The sequence below is a fragment of the Polycladomyces zharkentensis genome, assembly GCF_016938855.1.
GTDB classification, from domain to species: Bacteria; Bacillota; Bacilli; order Thermoactinomycetales; family JIR-001; genus Polycladomyces; species Polycladomyces zharkentensis.
On the sequence record NZ_JAFHAP010000004.1, the window covers coordinates 240,375 to 261,867 of the forward strand.

General features: G+C 53.1%; 25 protein-coding genes and 1 riboswitch. Of the genes, 3 read left to right on the forward strand and 22 right to left on the reverse strand.

The window, feature by feature from the left end; all coding sequences use genetic code 11:
* Window positions 1-42 precede the first annotated feature (42 nt).
* Window positions 43-1,188, forward strand: coding sequence for a putative lipid II flippase FtsW (ftsW, locus tag JQC72_RS03025; RefSeq protein ID WP_205492632.1), 1,146 nt, complete (start codon window positions 43-45; stop codon window positions 1,186-1,188).
* 323 nt (window positions 1,189-1,511) lie between these two features.
* On the opposite strand, the gene JQC72_RS03030 is transcribed toward ftsW, so the two are convergent.
* The 19 genes from JQC72_RS03030 to JQC72_RS03120 all read right to left on the reverse strand — a co-directional run bounded on the left by JQC72_RS03030 (window position 1,512) and on the right by JQC72_RS03120 (window position 17,176).
* Window positions 1,512-2,279, reverse strand: coding sequence for a thiazole synthase (locus tag JQC72_RS03030; protein WP_205492633.1), 768 nt, complete (start codon window positions 2,277-2,279; stop codon window positions 1,512-1,514).
* Between the two features lie 2 nt (window positions 2,280-2,281).
* A complete protein-coding gene (thiS, locus tag JQC72_RS03035) occupies window positions 2,282-2,485 on the reverse strand; it encodes a sulfur carrier protein ThiS (RefSeq protein WP_205492634.1) in 204 nt (67 codons plus the stop codon).
* Window positions 2,486-2,492: 7 nt separating this feature from the next.
* Window positions 2,493-3,626, reverse strand: coding sequence for a glycine oxidase ThiO (gene thiO / locus JQC72_RS03040; protein WP_205492635.1), 1,134 nt, complete (start codon window positions 3,624-3,626; stop codon window positions 2,493-2,495).
* Window positions 3,608-4,273, reverse strand: a complete 666-nt coding sequence (locus tag JQC72_RS03045; RefSeq protein WP_205492636.1) for a thiamine phosphate synthase — start codon at window positions 4,271-4,273, stop codon at window positions 3,608-3,610. Before JQC72_RS03045 ends, thiO begins: the two co-directional genes overlap by 19 nt.
* Before the next feature lie 80 nt (window positions 4,274-4,353).
* Window positions 4,354-4,458: riboswitch (TPP riboswitch) on the reverse strand.
* Between the two features lie 80 nt (window positions 4,459-4,538).
* Complete coding sequence (locus JQC72_RS03050; RefSeq protein ID WP_205492637.1) at window positions 4,539-4,763, reverse strand: hypothetical protein; 225 nt, start codon at window positions 4,761-4,763, stop codon at window positions 4,539-4,541.
* 17 nt (window positions 4,764-4,780) lie between these two features.
* Complete coding sequence (locus tag JQC72_RS03055; RefSeq protein ID WP_205492638.1) at window positions 4,781-4,987, reverse strand: hypothetical protein; 207 nt, start codon at window positions 4,985-4,987, stop codon at window positions 4,781-4,783.
* A gap of 22 nt (window positions 4,988-5,009) precedes the next feature.
* On the reverse strand, window positions 5,010-5,219 hold the full coding sequence (locus tag JQC72_RS03060; RefSeq protein WP_205492639.1) for a hypothetical protein: 210 nt from the start codon (window positions 5,217-5,219) through the stop codon (window positions 5,010-5,012).
* A gap of 119 nt (window positions 5,220-5,338) precedes the next feature.
* On the reverse strand, window positions 5,339-5,548 hold the full coding sequence (locus JQC72_RS03065) for a spore germination protein (RefSeq protein WP_205492648.1): 210 nt from the start codon (window positions 5,546-5,548) through the stop codon (window positions 5,339-5,341).
* 395 nt (window positions 5,549-5,943) lie between these two features.
* Window positions 5,944-6,552 (reverse strand): DedA family protein, encoded by a 609-nt coding sequence (locus tag JQC72_RS03070; RefSeq protein WP_205492650.1) that lies wholly within the window; start codon window positions 6,550-6,552, stop codon window positions 5,944-5,946.
* An 87-nt stretch (window positions 6,553-6,639) separates the two neighbouring features.
* Window positions 6,640-7,128, reverse strand: coding sequence for a hypothetical protein (locus tag JQC72_RS03075; protein ID WP_205492652.1), 489 nt, complete (start codon window positions 7,126-7,128; stop codon window positions 6,640-6,642).
* Between the two features lie 333 nt (window positions 7,129-7,461).
* Entirely contained in the window at window positions 7,462-8,394 is a 933-nt protein-coding gene (locus tag JQC72_RS03080; protein ID WP_205492653.1) for a 1-phosphofructokinase family hexose kinase, read from the reverse strand.
* A complete protein-coding gene (locus JQC72_RS03085) occupies window positions 8,391-9,272 on the reverse strand; it encodes a class II fructose-bisphosphate aldolase (RefSeq protein WP_205492655.1) in 882 nt (293 codons plus the stop codon). The genes JQC72_RS03080 and JQC72_RS03085 overlap by 4 nt, the downstream gene beginning before the upstream one ends.
* 27 nt (window positions 9,273-9,299) lie before the next feature.
* Window positions 9,300-10,400, reverse strand: a complete 1,101-nt coding sequence (locus JQC72_RS03090) for an NADH-quinone oxidoreductase subunit D (RefSeq protein WP_205492657.1) — start codon at window positions 10,398-10,400, stop codon at window positions 9,300-9,302.
* A 151-nt stretch (window positions 10,401-10,551) separates the two neighbouring features.
* Complete coding sequence (locus tag JQC72_RS03095) at window positions 10,552-11,286, reverse strand: cysteine hydrolase family protein (RefSeq protein ID WP_205492659.1); 735 nt, start codon at window positions 11,284-11,286, stop codon at window positions 10,552-10,554.
* A 495-nt stretch (window positions 11,287-11,781) separates the two neighbouring features.
* The gene (locus JQC72_RS03100; RefSeq protein WP_205492661.1) at window positions 11,782-13,131 is read right to left on the reverse strand and encodes a hypothetical protein; all 1,350 of its coding nucleotides are present in this window, start codon (window positions 13,129-13,131) and stop codon (window positions 11,782-11,784) included.
* Window positions 13,128-13,592: a hypothetical protein gene (locus JQC72_RS03105; protein WP_205492663.1), complete on the reverse strand. Its 465-nt coding sequence runs from the start codon at window positions 13,590-13,592 to the stop codon at window positions 13,128-13,130. The genes JQC72_RS03100 and JQC72_RS03105 overlap by 4 nt, the downstream gene beginning before the upstream one ends.
* Before the next feature lie 220 nt (window positions 13,593-13,812).
* Window positions 13,813-14,703 carry an ABC transporter ATP-binding protein gene (locus tag JQC72_RS03110; RefSeq protein ID WP_205492665.1) on the reverse strand — a complete coding sequence of 297 codons (891 nt, stop codon included), beginning with the start codon at window positions 14,701-14,703 and terminating at the stop codon, window positions 13,813-13,815.
* A gap of 751 nt (window positions 14,704-15,454) precedes the next feature.
* Window positions 15,455-16,006 (reverse strand): DJ-1/PfpI family protein, encoded by a 552-nt coding sequence (locus tag JQC72_RS03115; protein ID WP_205492667.1) that lies wholly within the window; start codon window positions 16,004-16,006, stop codon window positions 15,455-15,457.
* 99 nt (window positions 16,007-16,105) lie between these two features.
* Window positions 16,106-17,176: a M42 family metallopeptidase gene (locus JQC72_RS03120; RefSeq protein ID WP_205492668.1), complete on the reverse strand. Its 1,071-nt coding sequence runs from the start codon at window positions 17,174-17,176 to the stop codon at window positions 16,106-16,108.
* A gap of 123 nt (window positions 17,177-17,299) precedes the next feature.
* Between JQC72_RS03120 and JQC72_RS03125 the strand changes: the two genes are divergently transcribed.
* Together JQC72_RS03125 and JQC72_RS03130 are read left to right on the forward strand one after the other, a co-directional pair.
* Window positions 17,300-17,599 carry an MTH1187 family thiamine-binding protein gene (locus JQC72_RS03125; RefSeq protein WP_205492670.1) on the forward strand — a complete coding sequence of 100 codons (300 nt, stop codon included), beginning with the start codon at window positions 17,300-17,302 and terminating at the stop codon, window positions 17,597-17,599.
* Window positions 17,600-19,294 (forward strand): hypothetical protein, encoded by a 1,695-nt coding sequence (locus tag JQC72_RS03130; protein WP_205492672.1) that lies wholly within the window; start codon window positions 17,600-17,602, stop codon window positions 19,292-19,294.
* A gap of 51 nt (window positions 19,295-19,345) precedes the next feature.
* On the opposite strand, the gene JQC72_RS03135 is transcribed toward JQC72_RS03130, so the two are convergent.
* The 3 genes from JQC72_RS03135 to JQC72_RS03145 form a co-directional block, all read right to left on the reverse strand.
* Window positions 19,346-19,624 carry a hypothetical protein gene (locus tag JQC72_RS03135; protein WP_205492674.1) on the reverse strand — a complete coding sequence of 93 codons (279 nt, stop codon included), beginning with the start codon at window positions 19,622-19,624 and terminating at the stop codon, window positions 19,346-19,348.
* 112 nt (window positions 19,625-19,736) lie between these two features.
* Complete coding sequence (locus tag JQC72_RS03140) at window positions 19,737-20,270, reverse strand: hypothetical protein (RefSeq protein WP_205492676.1); 534 nt, start codon at window positions 20,268-20,270, stop codon at window positions 19,737-19,739.
* A gap of 368 nt (window positions 20,271-20,638) precedes the next feature.
* On the reverse strand, window positions 20,639-21,487 hold the full coding sequence (locus tag JQC72_RS03145; protein WP_205492679.1) for a GDSL-type esterase/lipase family protein: 849 nt from the start codon (window positions 21,485-21,487) through the stop codon (window positions 20,639-20,641).
* Between the last annotated feature and the right edge of the window lie 6 nt (window positions 21,488-21,493).

The following is a 21,493-nucleotide window of genomic DNA, read 5'->3' on the forward strand; positions in this document are numbered from 1 at the left end:
GATGTGAATACTTTTAAATACATAACATCGAGGGGATTTGCCATGAGACGAGGGAAACCTGATTTTTGGCTGATCCTGATCGCGTTCATCCTGTTGGGATTCGGCTTGGTCATGGTATTCAGTGCAAGCTACTATAAAGGATTAACCGATTATGGCGGGGACAGTTACTATTTTTTTAAACGGCAGTTAATCTGGGCAGTGGCCGGATTGTTTCTCTTTTTTGTGGCGGCCAATATACCCTACACCATTTATCGACGATTTGTCGGTACGATTTTGTTGATCAGCATTCTGCTATTGATCGCCGTACTCATTCCCGGCATCGGTGTCGAGGTCAAGGGAGCCCGCCGCTGGATCGAACTGGGACCGATGAGCTTTCAACCATCGGAGCTGGTCAAATTGAGCGCGTTGATCTATACGGCATCGATCATGACAAAGAAACAACCGGTCATGGACAGTTTCAAACGCGCCATCTTGCCACCTTTGATCGTGTTGGGTCTCATCTGCTCACTGATCGTCATCGAACCGCACTACAGTACCACCATCATCATCCTCTCCTCCTGCATGGTGGTCATCTTTTGTGCGGGGTTGCGATTCCGCCATCTTTTGTTTCTCGCATTGACCGGCATACCGATCCTCGTTTGGGTGATGATCATGGAGCCGTACCGAATCAAACGGCTCACCACCCTGTTCAACCCGTGGAAAAATCCCACTGCGGACGGCTATCAGATCATTCAGTCGCTGTATGCGATCGGACCCGGCGGATTGTCCGGCTCCGGATTGGGCAACAGCATCCAAAAGATGGCCTACCTTCCGGAAGCACACACCGATTTCATCTTCGCCATCGTGGCGGAAGAGCTGGGCTTTATCGGTGGGACGCTGCTGATCGCCCTGTTTATCGCGCTGATTTTGCGCGGGATTCGCATTTCCCTGCGGGCACCCGACCAGTTTGGCATGCTGCTCGGGATCGGCATTACCTCCTTAATCGGGATCGAAGCCTTGTTCAATCTCGGTGTCGTGACCGCCATGCTCCCGGTTACGGGTGTACCGTTGCCGTTCATCAGTTATGGCGGTTCCACGTTGATGTTGAGCATGACATCGTTGGGCATCTTGCTCAATATTTCCCGCTACACCGACATGCCGGCCAAACAGAAAAAACCTCGCGGACCGGTTTCTGTTCCGGGTAGATAAACGCGAATCAGGGCTGTTCCCCGGGAACAGCCCTGTAGACTGCTTACAAAGTGGGTAATATCGTTAATCTCGGGTGAGCCGTTTTCCCTCTCGCTCCTGTTTCGCCAAGCTCAAAGGTCGCTCGTGGGAAAACGCCCACCCTCTGTTAGAGAGACGGGTCTGACTTTCCCGTCGAGCGACTCTGGCTGTCGCTACGGAGCGGAGACGGGAAATCAGAGCCCGTAAACTTTGGCAATAACCTACAGGGCTGTTCATGAGGAACAGTCCCGTTTCCTTAGACAACAGCTCAAACCGTTTTCATGAAGAACAGCGTCTCCTATTGCTCATGTCGTCACCAAGCCCTCCATCGGGCTGCTGGCACTGGCATAACGTTTTTTGGGGATACGCCCCGCTTCGAAGCCCAGACGACCCGCTTCAACGGCCAACCGCATCGCACGGGCCATTTTTACCGGATCGTCCGCACCGGCCACCGCAGTGTTGAGCAACACCCCGTCTGCACCCAATTCCATCGCTTGCACCACGTCAGCCGGAGACCCGATACCCGCATCGACGATTACCGGCACTTGGGACTGCTCGATAATCCAACGGAGATTGTACGGATTGAGCAGACCCAGTCCCGTTCCGATCGGCGACCCGCCCGGCATGATCGCATGAGCCCCGGCCTCCTCCAATTTTTTGGCCGTCACCGGGTCGTCGTTGGTATAGGGAAGTACCGTAAAACCTTCTTCCACCAAGATTTTGGTCGCTTCCAGCGTTGCCGCCGGATCGGGCAGCAGCGTTTTCGGATCAGCGATAATTTCCACCTTGATCATGTCGCACAACTTGGAGGCGCGGGCGAGTCGGGCAATTCTTATCGCTTCCTCTACGGTTGTTGCGCCTGCCGTATTGGGCAACAGGGTGTATCTGCTCAAATCCAGTTTCTCCAAAAAGTTGGGCTGATTGGGATCACTGATGTTCAATCGACGAACCGCAAACGTCAACACTTCCGCTCCGGATGCTTCCACCGCTTCCCGTTGAACGTCCAAGGAAGAAAATTTCCCCGTTCCAAGAAACAACCGGGATTGAAATGTATACTTGCCAATGGTCAGCATACTTAGCCTCCTCCCACAAAATGGACGATCTCCAACACGTCACCTTCGCGCAAAACCGCCGATGCGTGGTCTTCCTTCTCCAACACGCGCCGATTGTGTTCCACCACCACAATCCGCTGCTCCAACTGCAGGTGTTGAATCAACCGCGCAACCGTGTCCACCCCCGCGGGCAAGTCATAGGGCTGTCCATTCAACTGGATGCGCACTCCCGCATCACCTCCTTACACCGTCCATCGCGGATTCCGGCAGGCGATCCGGCGAAAACGGCGCCAGTTCCGGCACCTCCCCACCAGTGATCAACTCCGCCATCAACGCACCGGTGATCGGGCTCAGCAAAATCCCGTTACGGAAATGGCCGGATGCCACGTACAGGCCGCGAACCGACGCCAACCGGCCCATCAACGGCAACCCGTCCCCGGAACCCGGACGAACGCTCGACCAATACGACAATACATCAGCTTCAGCCAATGAAGGGACCAGTCGCGCCGCCTCATGCGCCAACCGGTGGATCGCTCCCAGCGAAACGCCCGGGGAGAAATCATGTTCCTTCTCCGTCGCGCCTACGACGATGCGGCCATCCGCTTTGGGCACCAGGTAACACCCGTGGGCAAACAGTGTCTTCCGATGCGACAGCCGGTCCGGACGCAAGGCGAGCGATTCCCCTTTCACCGGGAATACCGGCAAGTTGAGTCCCAATCTCCGGGCCAACACACCGCTCCACGCCCCGGCGGCCAATACCACGACACCTGCGCGGAAAGTCCCAAACACGGTTTCCACACCCGTCACTTGGTCACCGTCGGTGAGAAAGTCCGTCACTTCACATCCTTCCAAAAACCGGACTCCCAACGCCTGCGCGGCCCGCGCAAACGCCAACGTCAGCCTTGGAGCCGACACCTGGGCATCATCCGGCAAAAACAGCGCGCCTGTGATGTCAGCTCCCACTTCGGGTTCGTCCTCGCGAACCGAACGGGGCTCCCACCATTCCGCCCGGCCGCCCAATTCCCGTTGCCAATGTGCACGGTCGCGCAATTCTTCCGCTTCTGTCCGATTCCATGCCACCCGCAACAGACCCTCGGTGTTCAACTCAATGTCCAAACCGGTTCGTCCATACAATTCACGTGCCAATTCCGGGAACATCGCCCGGCTGCGCAGGCAAAGTTCGATCATGGGTCCCGGAAAAGCCATCTCCACCTGGGCACCCAGCATTCCTGCCGCCGCGGATGAAGCGTGGGCGCCCACGCGGTCCCGCTCCAAGACCACGACGTCAGCCCCTTTTTTTGCCAGGTAATAGGCGATTGAACACCCGATCACACCGCCGCCGATGATGATTACGTCCTGTGTTTGCACGATTGGCTCCTTCCTTTCGCATCGGGGATTTCCCCGTCGGTTTTCCGGAAATGCCGGGCGATTTCCCGCAATTTGCGGGCCTGACCATCCGGCCGGGGATGATCCATCACCGCCGAAATCACGGCAATACCGGCGCATCCCGTTTCCGCCACCTCGACCATATTTTCAACCGTAATCCCACCCACGGCGATTACCGGAATGCGCACTGCACGGACGATGCGGGCCAATTCAGCACAACCCCGCGGGGGAATGCCCGGCTTGGAGGCTGAGTTGTACACGTGGCCGAACAATATGTAATCCGCCCCCATCCGTTCGGATCGAAGTGCTTCTTCAAGCGAATGAACCGAACGGCCCACACTGAGGCCGCTTGCCAACGGTTTGACCTCCGACAGCGGCAATCCCTTTTCCGGGAGATGTACCCCCCGGCATCCCAGGGAAAGGGCAATATCCATCCGGTCGTTCACCACCAGCTGTTCGCGTGTGAGCCATCTCTCTTCCAACAAACGTTTCCCCCAGCTCCAAATCTCTCGGGCCGTCCGGTTTTTCAGCCGCAGATGAAAACGGTCGACATACGGTCCCGCCTGCCTCGCCACCCGACAAATTTGCTCCCAGGTATGCCGCTGGTCCGTGATCACATGGACTTCCATCGGAATGTCACTTCCTCCGACCATAAAAAAACCGGTATCCATGGGGATACCGGTTGAATGCACGTAAACCTTTCCTGAACACCAACCTTCCCCCACTTCCTTTCGCTGGCATTACCCAGGTCAAGTTCAAAGGGTTAAGGCTCCGCGCCTTTCTCAGCACCCATGGTGCACCCCTAGTGGTGGAACGAAACGTATCACATTTTTCTCCATTTTAACAATCCCGTTCACCCGGCGTCAACCGCCGATCGAGTGACGCTGCACGACATCAAACCACTTTCACCTGAATGACCGTCGTATCCGTGATATCCCGGTCATTGACGGGAGACACGACCCGATGGACGGAAGCGTCGCCGACATGAAAATTGCTCACGTTCGCTTTCAGGAAACTTCGGGAGTGGACAAGGAAGTTCAAACCATAGGAAACATTGACTTTCCCCACACTGGAAACCTGGTTGATGGACAGTGCCCCGATCACCATGGGTGACAACACGGCATTCCCTCCTTAGCTCAAACCCCTTTGACCTGAAAAATGGGGGTGTCCGCCACATCGGAATCCAATATCGGTCCGAATACGATGGACACCGGTAAATCACCCGCGTTGCTGTTGACCAAGTTGCTTTTCTGAAAGCTCTCCTGATTGACCAAAAAGTTGACCGGCGCCACATTCAGTTGACCGGTACTGGAGACGCTGTTGATTTTAAAGACGAATGGCATGCCCATTCCCCCTTATCGTTCCTTACTTGCGCTTCCCCCAGAAGCACTCCTTCAAATCCTCGTCTGCGATCTCCGCCCACTCTTCCAACCATCCGTTATCCCCATAACTAATATGGGTAAGGTTTTCCTTGATAAAGCTGAACGGCGCCCATTCCACCGTCAGAGGGGACGTATTCACGTGGGCATTGATCGATACGGTGTTCACCTTGATTCCACCAATCGAGATGGGCATCGAATTTCCTCCTTGTCTGACCCGGGGTGTGTCTCACCCCTGTCGCGTGTATCACTTCCCGAATCGATGCGCGGTCGGACCGGGTAAAGTGCCCTCTTGTGGTATGACCAGACATGCCCTCAGGCCTGTTGAATAAGAACAGGGTGATCGTTCACGTCCGGATCGACGATCGGGTTGGCCGTGCGGATCACCGCGTGGTCACCGGTCGTCGAGGTTCCCACGTTGTTCTTTTGCAAACTGAACGGATAATAAGTCAAATGCGTTCCCACCGTGATGGATGAGGTCGTCGTCACGGCATTCACCTTCAATACTCCTAGCTTGATAATCAATGGGAACTCCTCCTCATATCAGCCATCGCCTATATTACAGTATGATGGGCGTCCCATTTCGAAACATGGGCAGATCAAAATGGGCACCCGCCCACACCAAATAAAAAAGCCCACCCCCCGGGTTTTCCGGGAATGTGGACGCTTGCGAAGGTGATTTAGGAAAAAGTGGACACACATACCTTGACATCACGTAGATCCAAACCTGGCAGGCCAGACGTATGCCGGACGCCGTTTCATTATCCCTCACCGATATGCTTCCAACTCACCTGTCGCTTTGAGACGGCCTTCCTCTTCCTCCACCTCGAAAACAGGTTCCCTTCTCTTCTTCACAACCACTTTGGGCATGGGCTTTTCCAGCCTCCGATCCCATAACGCGGAATCCGGGACACGATGCCTCACTTCGTGTCGGAGTTCACCCGACTCTGCCAAACCGCCCAACCCATCCAGACCAGTACGAGGGGAACCACAATCCACAACAAATCCATGCCATAGCGATGCAACAGATGGAGCGCATTTTCCCAATTGGCCCCTACTTGATAACCCAAGCCGATAAACGTTAAGCACCAAAACAACCCACCCGTGTAGGCGTACAGACCGAACCTGGGCCACGGCAGGTTGGAGATCCCCGCCAAATAAGCCGTCACATGGCGCACACCGGGAATGAAGTAACCGAAAAACAACACCCAATTGCCGTATTTGCGAAATAAAAACTGCGTGATGCGCAACCGACGGCGTGTGATGAAAAACTTCGGTCCAAATTTTTTCAAAAACGGATATCCCAACCGCCAGCCCAAAAAATAGCTGACAGTAATCCCACACAGGGAACCGGTCAGCGCACTGGCAAACGCCAAATACAGATTGAGCCGGCCGATGGAAGAAAGGTATCCGACAAACGTCATCATGATTTCATCCGGCAACGGCAATCCGACGATGCCGAATACCAGAAACAGAAAAATACCGATATAGCCGTACTCCAATAACCATTCCATCAACGTTTGTTCCATGTTTCAACCCCGTTTGAGAACCGTTCGCGGCATTCGCGTCAAATAATAGGATATCATACTTTCTTTTGATTCCAAAGTAATGTGATGTTAACAGTCTGTAGTGAATTCATTGACCGCAGGCAGAAGTGAACGATATTCACCGAACGACACCGTTTCCCGAATATGGTCCGCCAAATCGTACTCCATCGTTTCTTCTTTGAAGCACTCGTCCGTGTCCAAACGATGATGCAACCTGTTGCAAGTTCCGTCAAGATGATAGAACGATTGAATTCGTACCCCCTCCGCCCTTTTCCATTCTATAACTGACTCCAGAAACAGAAAGTCATCGCCCATAGCATCCATGATGGTATAGAAGTCCATCCGCTCCGCTTGACGGCTTTTGTCCAAATAAATGAGGCCGTAGCTGAAGGAATTACACCTGATATCCACCACATACCGAGGTTGGCCGTCTTGTTTGACCACTACCACATAGGGTTCCAATTCTTCATCCCGCTCATTGGCTTCCGATTCCGTAAGTGGCTGTTCGGGCACCCCTTTTTCCAAATCCCAGTTCGCATAATACTCCCATGTCCACATGATATGAACCCTCCTCATCGATGATGAATCCATTTGCGTCATGCCTTTCTCCGCCAACAAGAAAGCTCATCGACATCGGCTGTCTCGGTTGGATCTCACCGGATCGGAGCGTGTCTGGTGAATACTGTCCAATTGCTTTCCTGACTTGCCCCGCCTTGTCCTGCAAGGATGCAGATCATGGCCGCTCCTACCCGGAGCGCAGGATGGGCAATGTACGCTTCTCTTTGAAGTAGTTGCCCGCGATTTCATTTCTGCATGTTCGGGTCTTCGCCGGACTCGGTCTTCACTCAACCGGGCATGCATGTGCCCGCTCACGAATTGACAAGTCACGCCCTAGTCTACCACTTTTTCCACGCGAACCTCTTTCAACAACACCGATACCTGCTGTTTCTCAATCCCCGCCGTCTCCCGCAGCGCATTGGCAGCGGCACACGCCGTCGCCAATGCCAGCGCCTCCTCCCTGCTTTTCCTTTGGTGAGTGGCAGACAGCCAACCGGCCAGAAACGCATCCCCGCTCCCTACGGGATTGACCGCTTGAACGGTGGGCGGCGTCACCCAATATGTTTCTCCACCGACCACCGCCGCCAATCCTTGGACACCGGCCGTGACAATCACCGTTTGCCCCGCGTCCCGCACCAACTGTCTGGCAGCCGCAATGGTCTCCGCACGGGACGAAACCACTTTCCCCAACAGGTGCCCCGCTTCATCCTGATTCACTTTGATGCCGTCCGGCCGGACCGCCCATCCGTTCTGCAACGCCTTCCCGCTCGTATCCAGCCAGACGGTCGCTCCCCGTGAACGGGCAATCCGGATCAATTCGCCGTAAGCATCCTCCGGGACCCCGGGCGGTAGACTCCCACAACAGGCAACCATGGATGACCGCTCCGCCCATGTTGCCACTTTGGCCGTCAATTGGTGCCATTCCACTTCGGATACCGTCGGTCCCGGTTCCAACACCTCCGTTTGCGTGCCGTGATCCGGGTCCAAAAAGGTCAGACAGGTTCGCGTCTCTTTCCCGATCCAAACAAAATCGGACGGGATCCCGTCCGATTCCAGCGCTTTCATCATCCATCGTCCGTTTTGTCCGCCGACAAAACCCGTAGCGCAAACGTTTGTGCCCAACGCATGCAACACCCGGGCGACATTTACCCCTTTACCGCCAGGCTGCCGAATCACCCGTCGACTGCGATGTATGGCATGGACGCGAAAATCGGGTACGATCCAGGTTTGGTCGATGGCAGCATTTAAGGTGACAGTCAGAATCATGTCGGTATCGCCCCCGTTGTCACCGTCGCTTCGGCACGTCCCGCCGAACCGGTGAGACGCAGTTTCTCTTCCACTACTTTTTGCACTGCACGCTTCCCGTTTTGCACGTATATCCGCGGATCGGATTCCGAGGGATGATCGTGCAGATACGAACGGAGTGCAGAAGCATAGGGCAGTTTCAATTCGGTGGAAATGTTGATTTTGGCGATGCCTTTTGCGATCGCCTGGCGAACGGATTCGTCCGGCAAGCCGGAGGCACCGTGCAGCACCAGCGGCACCGGCGTTTCACGAGCGATGGATGCCAGTCGATCCAAGTCCAGTCTGGGCTCACCCCGGTAAACCCCATGCGCGGTTCCTATGGCGACGGCCAGCGAGTCACATCCCGTTTCTTCCACGAAACGTGCCGCCTCGTAAGGATCAGTGTATGTATCTTCCGCTGTCGGGGAAGCATCCGCCGCATCCGGCACTCGACCCAGCTCTGCCTCAACCGGCACCCCCACCGCATGGGCTGCCTCTGTTACCTTTTTGACAAGCGCCGCATTTTCTTCCCACGGCAATCGGGAACCGTCGATCATGATCGAAGTGTATCCCGCCCGTAAACACCGCAAGGCCGTTCCGTAATCCCGTCCATGATCCAGGTGCAGAACGACGGGGACGGATACCGACTCCGCGGCCGCTCTTGCCAGATGAACCAAGTAGTTCAGCCCGACCGCTTCGATGGTGGCGGGTGTCGTTTGCAGGATCACCGGCGCCCGCATCCGCTCTGCCCCCGCGACGACAGCCTGCAACAACTCCAAATTGTGAAAAGCGAAACCGCACACCGCATACTGCTTGTCACGCGCCGCTTCCAACAATCCCTTCGGGGTGACCAAACCCAAATCGGTTCCCTCCCTGCGGGTTTTTTGTCAAGCGTCCACGTCGCCCAACACGATATCGATCGCGCCCAGGATGGCGACCAGGTTGGCGATGTTTTCCCCTTCCAACAAATGCGGCAGAATCTGGAGGTTGTAGAAGGAAGGCCGGCGCCAATGAATGCGCCATGGTTTGTCTTTGCCCTTACTGATCAGATGCACGCCCAGTTCTCCCCGCGGATTTTCCACGGCCACATACACTTCGCCTTCAGGCGGCCGGATGACCCGCGGTACTTTGCCCATCACCGGGCCGCCATCCGGGAATTGCTCCACCGCCTGCTCCACGATGCGCAACGACTGACGGATTTCCTCCATGCGCACGAAAAAGCGGTCGTAACAATCGCCGTTGGTCGAAATCGGCACATCGAAATCGAACCGGTCGTAAATCGAATACGGCTGATCTTTGCGCAGATCGCGCTGAATCCCGGTACACCGCAGACACGGGCCTGACAATCCGTAGGAAACGGCCGTCGCTTGATCATATCGACCGACTCCTTTTACCCTGGCCAAGAAAATTTCGTTGCCCGCCACCAGATCCAGGTACTCTTCATGACGCTCCCGAAGATAGGACACCAGTTCCTTCACCTTGTCGATCCAGCCTTCCGGCGCATCCCACTTCACGCCGCCCACTCGCATGTAATTGTAGGTGAGCCGAGCCCCGCACAACTCGTTGAACAGATCAATAATCTTCTCTCTGTCACGAAAAGCATACAAAAACGGACTCATCGCACCGATATCCAACAGGTATGTTCCGAACCAGACAAGATGGCTGGCGATCCGATTCAATTCCATCACGATGACGCGCAGGTATTCCGCTCTTTCCGGAATTTCCAGCCCCATCAATGTTTCCACGGCATGCACGATGGCATAGTTGTTAATCATGGCCGACAGATAGTCCATCCGGTCGGTGTAGGGGATGATTTGCGTGTAATTCAGGTTTTCGGCCAATTTTTCCGTCCCGCGGTGCAAGTAGCCGATCACCGGTTCGGCGGAACGGATGATTTCCCCGTCGATCCGCAGGATGATGCGCAAAACGCCGTGTGTGCTCGGGTGCTGCGGACCCACGTTGAGCAACATTTCTTCCGTTCGCAACACGATAGCCCCCTTTGGCTTGTCACAACATCCATCCCGTCAAGGCTGTTTTCATTTCCCCGGCTCGTTCTTCACGTGTTGAAAATCTCTTTTCGGGAAAGGGTTGTCTCGATTTCATCCTTTACTGCATCTCAGCTGTCCTTTTGGTCACTCCTTAGTCCAACGTCACCGTCTGCACGATCTCCACACCGTTGAGCCACATGTGGTAGTTAAACAAACAATCCATCACATCGCCGTCGTGAGGAAGGGCTCCAACCGCCTCCGCCGCATCAACGGACAAATCATACGTCCGGACATGTTCACGGGAGACCATAACCCGCACATCGGCATTCCGCTCATTGGCCAACAGACGAATACCCAGTGCATTTTGGTAGATGCACAGATCGGTGCAATCTCCCATGACCAAAAAGGTGCAATGTCCCTCCCGGAACCGGTCGGTCAAAAACGCATGAAACACTTCATTCGCATCATTCACCCCGAACAATCCGCTGGTCGCATTTTTTCGAAATCGCTTCACTCCTTGCAATTCCCAATACGGACGGAGTTCATCCACCACTTCCGACTCCGCCGTCCCACGGACGCAATGCGGGGGAAACGCGGCAAACTCGACGGCATGTTCGGGGTGTTCATCATGCAAAAACAGCAAATTGCGCTCCGGCAAGCCCCTTTCCAAGCAAATCGCCGTCAAGCGCCTCACCGGCTCCACCATCTCCCGGACGCGTTTGCTGGACAATGGACCCGTGTCACAAAAACCCTTGAGAATATCCACCAACACGAGGAACACCCGTTCAATGCCACCGGCCCTTTCCACCACCGACGACAGTGAAACGTGCGGCAGATCACGCAGACGACGATCCACCTCATCCAAAAAAGCCAACCGCCGATCCACGACACTCCCTCCCGGTACATCCGTTTGCGATTCCGCCTGCGGCCAGGGTGTATCCGGTCAATCCGTTTGGCCCGAGCGTGCTTGCCCCCTCTTGCTCGTTTGCCGGAACCAGACCGCTCTTCTCTCGGTCGGGAAATACCGGATACATCCTCAACAATCGGCCGAAGCGTGGTAATTTTGCCAACAATCTAATCTTATCTTACCACGAAAAACCAATGGGGCAAAAGCATGGAGGAATGGGTTCACCATCTGGGTTGGATCACAAAAAAAAATGACCTTCTTCGATTCGATAAGAGAAGCGCCACTTCAACCTCATCCAATCCAGATCTTCGTGTGGAGGACGTTTCTATGTAATCTTGATCTTGAATACGGATTCGCACGGATTCGCTCCAGGCTGTCCGGTCATTCTTCGATCAAAGGAAAAATGTTTCCCTGTGAGAACCGGTATCGCATTGGAATTGACTAACAAGTTTTGATCCTGGATACTTCCACAATCTACGGATCATGACAAATGCCCCCAACCAGTGTTTTTTCACCCATTGACCTCAGCTGATCAGGATGTACTCGTAATAAATCCCAGTAGTTGCGTACACCTGAGCAACCACTGTGTACTTGGGTCAACACTTTTACCAAGTTGGCACGGGACCGTGTGGGTGTACGGCTTAGCACATAACGGAAATTCGTGATGTATCGCTGACGTTGATACTGGTCGAAAATCTCGGAATGATGTTGGACTACCCGATATTTCAACCAAAACTGCAAATCAGTGTAGCCGGGGTGTTCCCGTTGAACGCTCTTTGGTGGCGGCAAAATCTCCTCCAAAAATGCACTGGTCCAGTCTGCCCCACCACCCCAATAGTTCAAGTTCAGGTGTTTTGTGGCATACAACCGTAATATCAGCTTGTCTCCCTCTCTTGTAATGGGCATATCATTGGAAAACCAATCTCCATCCGAGTAGCTTTTTACAATGCGAAGCGTGTGTCGCTTAGTGGGAAGCCCCACCCGCTGGACCTCTTGTTGGACACTTTCGTACAAATGTCCGAATGTTTTCGCTTGTTCCTCTGTGATCCCCTTGTATTCCACGAGTGTGTGTCCCACTTGGACGGTCTGATACGGCTCATGCTTGATCTGATGATCCCGGAAAAAAGGAAAGGCGACTACGACCAACAAAATCAGTGATGACAAAACTGCGAAACCAACGTATACCCATCGGAGAAAACGTTGATTCTCTCTCCGGGGATAAGCGATAACAGTCACCGTTCCCAGCAAGAGTGAAATGGAAAGCAACCCGAACAAGTTGAGCCAATTCCATTCGTAGGGGTGAAACAGCTGTACCACTGGAGAAACGAAGAAGAGAAGCTCATGCAGTTCGTCCATACTTTGCAAACTGGTCAAGTAAAAGGCGAAGACCAGCACCAGCCCCCACCAACGGTTTCGGATCAAGGAGCCGGAGAAAATCCCCAGGGAAACCGCGAAAAAACCGGCCACTGAACCCTGCACGACAAGAAGAAGTGCGGGAAAATCGTTATTGGCCCGACACAACAGGACGAAGAGAATCAGCAGATGGAGAAGCGCAAAAGGCAGGGAAGCCGCATACTGTTCGATTACCAGCCGCCCCGTACCGAACCTGGAGAGAAACAGATATGTCTCGCTTTGAAAACGACGGTGAAATGTACTGAGTTGATAAGCGATAAATGCAGTAAACAAATAAAACAGGTTCACCACCAAGATGGCATTGGGGCTTTTCATGATCGACCATGCCCAAGCAGTCAATCCTCCCAGACACAGGAAATAAAAATATGCCCGGTCATTAGTGAAAAACAAAGTCAGCCATCTCCCCGTCACGCCCTCCACCCCCTGACATGCCAACGCCCCAACATCACTGCCATCCCCAACGCCAACAAAGACAACAATGCCCTGGAAAGCCAAAATTCAGACGAATGTTCCGTGAGGTATTTCAACGCTGACATCGGACCGAACCAAATCGAAAAAAAGGGGTGATCCAGTTTGATTCCCACCAACACATATACGATCATGACGAAAAGAACATAAATCACCCGATTGATCAAAAGGGTAACTGCCATTAACACCTGGCTGTAAAACAAGAGAGTGGTCAAACCGGCAAGAGCAGTTTTTCCCAGCAGTACCCAGTTGCCGCTTCCGGTTCGGAATGTATACACACCCATCAGTACAGTATCGATCGCCGTCACCGTCAACCATCCCAACAACCAGATCACCATCGATTTGGCGGTGATATACAACCATTTGTGCCGTATCTTGGCCAGAATCAATGGAGGAACAAACACTTCCGTTTCTTCATTGAAAGTTCTTGACAAAAAAACAGGAAAAAATAAGAGAACATGAATCATCTGTATATGAAAAAGAATGATGAAATTCCGTAGATCCCACGTATGTAGAAAACGGCTGAATTTCAGCGGCACGAGGATGAAACCAACCAATACAAAAAGCCAGTATACACTCCAGCGAGCAATGGAATGGAACTCAAACCGAATCAATCGATAAAATTCACGCATGGTACGCTCCTTTACAGTAATGATCCAAATAAACAAAGGCATCCTCCAAACTGGGCGATACCGGTTCGGCTTGCAACACAGCAGCCTTTTCATCATCGGACAGAAACGTCACCTGAATTCCCTCCCGTTTTCGAACGATGGATAAAATATGCACCTGACGGGAAAGTTCATCCAAATGTTGCATCCCTGTCTGTACAGACCAGACTTTCCCTTCCACACTTTCCAACAGTGTGTCAATATATCCCTGATACAAACACTCCCCCCGCCGAATGATGGCCACTTGTTCACATGTGCTCGAGATGTCCGGGACAATGTGGGTGGACAACAGGATCACCCGCCCTTGGCTGATCCTGTTGAGCAAATTACGAAAAGCAATTCGTTGGTTTGGATCCAATCCTGCAGTGGGTTCATCCACTATCAATAGTTTGGGATCCCCAAGTAAAGCTTGGGCAATTCCCAACCTCCTCTTCATCCCTCCGGAAAGCTCTTTGATTCTCTTGCGAGCGTGCCCCAGCAGATCGACTTGTTCCAGGCACCACTCGATTTCTTCTTTGCGACGTCTCCCCTTTTCCAATCCTTTCAAGTCAGCAAAATAGTCCAATGTCTCCCACAGCGTCAACTGTGGAAAAAAGTCAAAATCCTGAGGGAGATAACCGAGAAGAGATCGGATCTCTTCCGGCTCCTTCCGGAGATCATAGCCGAATATCTCCACTTCCCCTTCATCGTAGTCCAACAATGTCGCCAAGATTTTCATCAACGTACTCTTTCCGGCACCGTTGTTGCCCAGCAGGCCGAATATCCCGTCTTGCACATCGAGCGAAAATCGATTGAGCGCACGATGACGACGATAGTTTTTCGTTAAAGACCGAATCCGAATCCCCATTTGGTTTCCCCCGCTCCGCAAAATGTCCAAACAAGGCAACAATCATCATAATATAAATCATATTAGGTGATTCTAAACATCAACATTCATCCTTTCTTAATATTTGTTTGTTGTCCGATAAAAAATATTAAACAAAAACGAAACGGATTCCTTCAAAAAAATTCGCAATTCGCTTACTGATGAGGAAACCTGATCCCGCACTATCGGAGAAAGGACAAACACACAATATCATCCTGCTCGCCATACCTTTTTCTCGATTGCAACCGTTGGTTACCAACAACTGATTTGGAATCCGATTGGGAAATCAACAACTTCATGGACAAAAATATGAATCAACTTTTGACTAAAAGGAGTTGGCGTTCACTCTCTCTTGATTACTTTTATGGCGTGTCTGATCATTCCGTAAGGGAGCCATGTTTTTCCGGACGAGCGACTGACCAAGCCCTGACTGAGCGAAGACTCGGGAAGCGCAGGATGGAAATCGCGGGCCATTTCCTCAAAGCGAAGCGTAATTTGCCCGCGACCTGCGCTGACCGGGTCGGAGCGGCCATCATCTGCGTCCCTGCAGGGCGCAGGTGGAGCGAGCTGGAAAAGCACTGGTGGACAACACCGGACACACTCCAGTCAGGACAGTCCTTATCGTTCTTAACGAAGTGGTGTCTTGTTTTCTTTGATGCAAGGGAAAGGTTACGAGCCGACGGGTAAATAAACAAGGCCCGCCCTGTTTGGGCGAGCCTACGTAAGAACAACTTTAGCGGTTCAACAACTTCAGAAACTCTTTCATCAATCCGGGAAGGTCCGGCCAAGCGTGCCCCGACACCAGATTGCCGTCGACATGCAGGTTTTCGTTCACATATTGCGCACCGGCCGTTTCCACTTCCGGACGGCAGGCAATATAGGCCGTCATTTTGCGGTTTCGGACGTGTTGCGGAATCACATTGAACACCAGTGCCGCGTGGCAAATCGCAGCAATCGGTTTGCCCGTTTCAAAGAAGTGACCCACGATGGAGGGGATTTCCGGTTCGAGACGAATGTATTCCGGAGCCCGACCGCCAGGAATGATCAACCCGTCATATTCAGCCGGGTTCACATCTTTAAAGGCGATATGGGCATCCAGACCGTAGCCGCGTTTTTCAGAGTAGGTCTCCATCGACGGTTCGAAATCATGAACCACGGTCTGCAGTTTCTTTTTATTGGGAGCGGCGATAACTGCTTCGTGCCCTTCCTCCAGCAGTCGATAATACGGATAAAACACTTCCAACGCTTCCACGGCGTCTCCCGTCACAATCAACACTTTGGCCATATCCGTTCCCTCCCTGCCAATGTTGACATCACTCATCCGTTACCCATTATGACACAGGATGAAACGTGAGTCCAGGAGAGAAAAATCGCGTTTACCCGTTCAGATTTGATTATAGGCGGTGAGCGATTCCACCGTTTCCCGATTCAGCTCTTTGATTACTTCCACCAACAGTTTGACGGCGTTTTCCACGTCTTTCTTGCTCACCATCGACACGTGACTGTGAATGTACCGTGCGGCCACCCCCACTACCAGTGTGGGAACCCCCTTGCGGAAAAGATGAAATTGGCCGCCATCCGTCCCGCCGCCGAGCATGGTGTCAATTTGGTAGGGGATTCCGTGTCGCTCAGCTGTGTCAATCACCAGGTTGCGCAGTCGGACGTTGGGAATCATCGTCGCATCGAGGAACGTGATAAGCGGTCCCTTGCCCAGTTTGGCTTTGCTGGTTCCCTCACTGCCCGGCCCGTCTTCGGCTACGCCCACATCCAATGCAAACGCCACATCCGGTTCCGTGACATGCGGTGTGGTGGTGGCACCGCGCAACCCCACTTCCTCCTGCACGGTGGCACCGCAGATGACGGTGTTGGGATGTTCAGTGACGCGCAATTGATTGATCACTTCCAGGGCCAGATAACACCCAACCCGATTGTCCAACGCTTTGGCCAAAATGGTGTCATCATCAGGCAAAATCTCAAAAGGGCATATCGGTACGACCGGATCGCCGACGCGAATGCCCCACTCTTTCACCTGTTTGTCCGAATGCGCGCCGACATCGATATACATCTCTCGCATCGGGTAAACCTTGTTCATTTCTTCTGACGTCATTACATGCGGCGGTTTTGAAGCGATTACACCGGTGAAATTCCGCTTTTCGGTCATAATGGTGACCCGCTGGGCCAACAGTACTTGGCTCCACCAACCGCCCAACGGGGAAAAACGGAGATATCCCCCTTTGGTGATTTCGGTCACCATAAACCCCACTTCATCCAAATGACCGGCCAAGAGGACACGCGGAGAGGTTTCCGTCCCCCTTTTCTGACCGAACACGCTGCCCATGCGATCCCACAACAGATCCGTATTCCCTTTCTCCAACTCCCGACGCACGATGGCGCGCACTTCCCGTTCAAAACCGGGGACTCCATTGGCTTCCGTCAATTCTTTCAACAGTTCCATCTCATTGTCTTCCTTTCCTCCCATATTCATCCGCCATGTATTATGGCTGAAACGTTTTCCGTTTATTTACGTACATATTTCCACTCCCTCTTCTTCACACTACGGAGGAAGGGAGGAACAACAATGCCATTGATGGAAATCAGTATCGTACCGGTGGGAACCCATACACCCAGCTTCAGCAATATGGTCAAAGATGTTTGCAGGATGGTGGAACAGAGCGGCCTCCATTATCAGATTACCCCGACAGCCACCGTCATCGAAGGAGATCTGGAACGTTTGATGGATGTGGCCCGGGAAATTCACCGTTCTTCCATGCAAAACGGAACCAATCGTGTGATCACGCAGATTACGATCGACGACCGCCGCGACCAGCCGATCAGTCTGGAGTCCCAAGTGGCAAAAGTCAACGGGGACGTTCATTAAGTGATACCCTCGTTTTGCGGAAAACGATCATTCCTGGCCGTCATCCTCACTTTGGGGCTTGCGGCAGGTCTGTGGCCGTCATGGTCGGACGCAACGGTTTCCGTCATGTCTAACCCGACTCCCCCGCCTTCCTTTTCCGCCATGATCGGCGATTACGGCGGGGAAATCCGGGAGGCGAAACCCCGGAAAGACGGGATTCATCACATTGACACGCCCAAAATGATCCAACGTCTGCGCGAACTCAAGGTGAACACATATTTTTATTTGATTTGGCACGAGCCGACCGATTGGGACGACTTACGCCGCGAGTTTTTGCCTGCCGCCAAAAAGGCCGGGATTCAGGTGTGGGCTTATCTCGTGCCGCCAAGCGAAGCGATGGAGAAATCCTCGGAACCGTTTGGAACCGATTATGTGGCCTGGTTTCGGGCGATCGGTCACTTGTCCCGTACCTTTCCCAATCTCAAAGGCGTTGTGATCGACGACTTCAACGATAACCGAAGATTTTTCACTGTACGATATACGGAACGGATTCAGCGGGCGGGTAAAGCGGAAAACCCCAACCTTCTTTTTTATCCGCAGATATACTTTCCCGGTATCACGACCGATTTCATTGAAAAGTATCATCACGCGATCGACGGCGTGGTGATGACCTTTCGCGACGACAAATACAGAAACACGCACCGTCTGCAAAGTTTGCCCGGGCAGGTGGAGCAGGCGCGTCAGCTGCTGGCCCCCCATGGGCTGCCATTGGTGTTGATGGTACATGCGAGCAAATTGTCCGCCACTCCGGCCAGTCCCACCGTTTCCTACGTAGACAAAGCCGTGCGCTACGGACTGAATGCGCTGCGGAACCAACGCATTCAGGGTTTGATCACCTATGTATTGCACAAAGTGTGGTTTCCGGAAGTGAAAGAACGTCTGGCACGATCAGGGACGGGATACGCCAGTGTGTTCGTCGCTCCCAATAATCTGACCCGAACGGGAACATCGGCCGGGTTCCGGCAAAAAGTCCGCCTGTCCCCGTCTTCCCGCTACCGATTGACGTTCTCGTATATGAGCGTTTACCCGGACCAAGTGCCCCTTGCCAAAATGACCGGTCAATACCAAATGCAATTGCGGGTGGACCGCCGGGTCGTTTGGCGCAGAGATTTGGTGACGCAGGAACGTGAACGGTGGGAAGATCAAACTGTTGATCTCACTCCATACCTCAGAGGAAAGCCGTCCGCTTTGATCACATTGTGCCTGACACGTATCAAAAATGGCCGGCCTGCATGGATTTATATGGGGTTTGACCGGCTGAAAACCGAAGGATTTACCCTGGACAACCCGGATTTTGAATCGGATGAAGGATGGACCGCCATCAGCACCAGCCCCGGGATGATTCCCTCCATGCTGCGGTTTGATCCCGGAAGACGAATCCGCGTCTATATCACCGTGATGCGGTTGTACCGCGCCTTTGACTTGTATCACCGGCTCCGGTCGGAAGTTCATGGACCGCTCGTTCACGAACTGGCGGAACGATGGATGGACAGCATGACGGAAGGAAAACGAGAGGAATCTGTCCGCCAATTGGAGGAAATCATGCGCTTTTTGGCCACCGAACGCGGATTTCCGTCCCAAGAAGCGCTGCTCAGACATTGCCGTGAGATGCATCACCTTTTGCAAGTGAACGAATCTCCGGCCATATCAGATTAAAACACCCTGCGGAGTCGATGCCGCAGGGTGTTGGTTTGGCTTACGGATCATTTATTGATTCTCATCATCCAACAAGAAATTATCCGCTCCATCCGCAATGGCCAACTCATTTTCCAATGGATTGATAACATTGAGATAGTAATGGGCCGCTTCTGACTCCTGCCCACCACGGAGCATTTCCCAATAGGTACGGTAGCTCTCTTTCAGCAGTTGAAATTTTTTGCGGAATTCCGTTTCGGACAAAATGGGGGGACGTCCATCCCCTTCCTCGGACCAAAACATTTTGTAGCGTTCAATATACGCCTCATAAGAAGAAAAAGGATACATCATACCTTTTCAACCTCTTCCACCCGTTTGGTTTAGCCTTTCCCGCCGATGACGGTTCCATGCATCTCGGCCAGAGCCGACCGGGATTCCAACCATATGGATGGAAATTGGTTCATCAATCGCGATCTTCCCATTTTAAGGCCACTTCCGTCGTCTTCCCCTGTCGTGTGGTGATCAAAAGACCCACCTGGGTCTTTTTCCCCTCAAAGAAAAAACGGGTTTCTTCGGTTCGGTTGAAACGTGCGGACAACCAGCCCGGACAGCTGTCATTCCCTTCCACCCGGTACATCCCAAATGTCTTTCCCTCATGCCGATCCACCGGTTGGATGCGGTAATCCTGACCACGATTACGTAATGTCACCCACGCATCCGTCACCACGATCGGTCGAGCCGATCGGTTTACCCACACCACATCCACTTCCAACAATGCTACCTGCGCTTCCTTTCGTCTTTCCGTACGGCTTCCCCATCCCCCCTTTCCGGTATCACCAAAGCGATAATAGGAGAACAGAACACGTCTCACCTGTACTTCCAACCGCCCTCTGCCCTGAAACCATACGAACAACAGGTCCTTCACAAAAGAAAAAAACAGGCCGATCAGCCCACCGACAAAAGCAGTGATCGCGATACTCAGCCATTTTTCCGCCACCGGTTGCGCCTCCTTGTGCGGGTCGGCTGAAGATCGAAGAACAAACTGCTTTGACTCATGTTTATGGCGAGAGGCATTTCCATATGAAAGCACCGCCCCCTTCTTCACAAACGGGAAGGGATTTCGGACCCGCACCCGAAATCGGATTGGCCACGGCGTGTCTGAAAAATATCGTCCGCTTCGTTTTCCCGTTCGCCTCACCTGTGCTCTTTCGAGGGACGGCGGGTGGCGAGAACGAAAAACAAATGGGTCAGGCAGTTGAAAAAGTGATGGGAAAGCCCCGCCCGCTCCACACCGAAGGCGCAAGGACGGCCAAGTTTCGCTTCACGCCGTTTGATCAAATAGCAGACACACGTTCGAACAGTTTGTCATCGATTTGTGGATCTTCCGTTTCCTCCGGCATCCGCCAATTGCGACCCGGTATCGTCCAGTCCGATGGCGTTCAGAATCGCGGTGGCGATTAACCGGTGGCCGCGGGTGTTGGGATGAACCTGATCCGCCAGCCAATCGCGGTGCTCCGGTCTTAACCGTTCATCAATCTGAACGACGATGCACCCCGGTTGAGTGGATACGGTTTGCGTCAACGCCGTATTCCAGTTGTCCAGCAGTTTTTCGGCAAGGGGGAAATAGAACGCCTCCGGTGGTATCGGGTTATATAACGAGGTGACGAGCACAACGGCTGAGGGATTCTCCTGTCGAATGAGTGTCAGGATTTGATCCAGATGATGGACAAATCCGTCCCTGATATCGTCGAAGGAAGATATTGCTTCCCACGGATGGGAATGTTGCAGTGCCACTTTCAACACATCGTTTCCGCCGATGGTGATGGTGATCAGATCGGCTTGCCGGATTTTGCGCTTCATCTCGGGATTGCGCAATGCTGTCCACAATTGCGATGAGGTTTGACCGGACACCCCCTGATTATCCAGTTGCACCGGCAATTGATGTTGTTTGAGCCTGTCTGCCACTTCCGCAGCATATCCTCGTGAGGCCCCTTTTCCCAATGCGACTGAATCGCCCAACGCCAGATAATGCAGGCTCCCTTTGTCGTTCGCACGCGCTTTGAATGTTTGCAACACGGAGGGAGTTTCATGAACAATGCCGGCATCAAGGGACCGTGCAGAGGCGGGCCGGTGCCATGCTTGTATCCACTCCCAACCTGCCCAAACGGAGATGCTGACCCCGACGGCCAGGATCAACGGCCACACCTTGTTCATGTCACT

What these genes read in the sequence shown, in the direction of transcription:
- ftsW (WP_205492632.1), top strand. Translation starts at nt 43, where the DNA reads ATGAGACGAGGGAAACCTGATTTTTGGCTGATCCTGATCGCGTTCATC.
- JQC72_RS03030 (WP_205492633.1), bottom strand. Translation starts at nt 2,279, where the DNA reads ATGCTGACCATTGGCAAGTATACATTTCAATCCCGGTTGTTTCTTGGA.
- JQC72_RS03045 (WP_205492636.1), bottom strand. Translation starts at nt 4,273, where the DNA reads ATGGAAGTCCATGTGATCACGGACCAGCGGCATACCTGGGAGCAAATT.
- JQC72_RS03055 (WP_205492638.1), bottom strand. Translation starts at nt 4,987, where the DNA reads ATGCCATTCGTCTTTAAAATCAACAGCGTCTCCAGTACCGGTCAACTG.
- JQC72_RS03060 (WP_205492639.1), bottom strand. Translation starts at nt 5,219, where the DNA reads ATGCCCATCTCGATTGGTGGAATCAAGGTGAACACCGTATCGATCAAT.
- JQC72_RS03070 (WP_205492650.1), bottom strand. Translation starts at nt 6,552, where the DNA reads ATGGAACAAACGTTGATGGAATGGTTATTGGAGTACGGCTATATCGGT.
- JQC72_RS03075 (WP_205492652.1), bottom strand. Translation starts at nt 7,128, where the DNA reads ATGTGGACATGGGAGTATTATGCGAACTGGGATTTGGAAAAAGGGGTG.
- JQC72_RS03080 (WP_205492653.1), bottom strand. Translation starts at nt 8,394, where the DNA reads ATGATTCTGACTGTCACCTTAAATGCTGCCATCGACCAAACCTGGATC.
- JQC72_RS03110 (WP_205492665.1), bottom strand. Translation starts at nt 14,703, where the DNA reads ATGGGGATTCGGATTCGGTCTTTAACGAAAAACTATCGTCGTCATCGT.
- JQC72_RS03115 (WP_205492667.1), bottom strand. Translation starts at nt 16,006, where the DNA reads ATGGCCAAAGTGTTGATTGTGACGGGAGACGCCGTGGAAGCGTTGGAA.
- JQC72_RS03120 (WP_205492668.1), bottom strand. Translation starts at nt 17,176, where the DNA reads ATGGAACTGTTGAAAGAATTGACGGAAGCCAATGGAGTCCCCGGTTTT.
- JQC72_RS03125 (WP_205492670.1), top strand. Translation starts at nt 17,300, where the DNA reads ATGCCATTGATGGAAATCAGTATCGTACCGGTGGGAACCCATACACCC.
- JQC72_RS03135 (WP_205492674.1), bottom strand. Translation starts at nt 19,624, where the DNA reads ATGATGTATCCTTTTTCTTCTTATGAGGCGTATATTGAACGCTACAAA.
- JQC72_RS03145 (WP_205492679.1), bottom strand. Translation starts at nt 21,487, where the DNA reads ATGAACAAGGTGTGGCCGTTGATCCTGGCCGTCGGGGTCAGCATCTCC.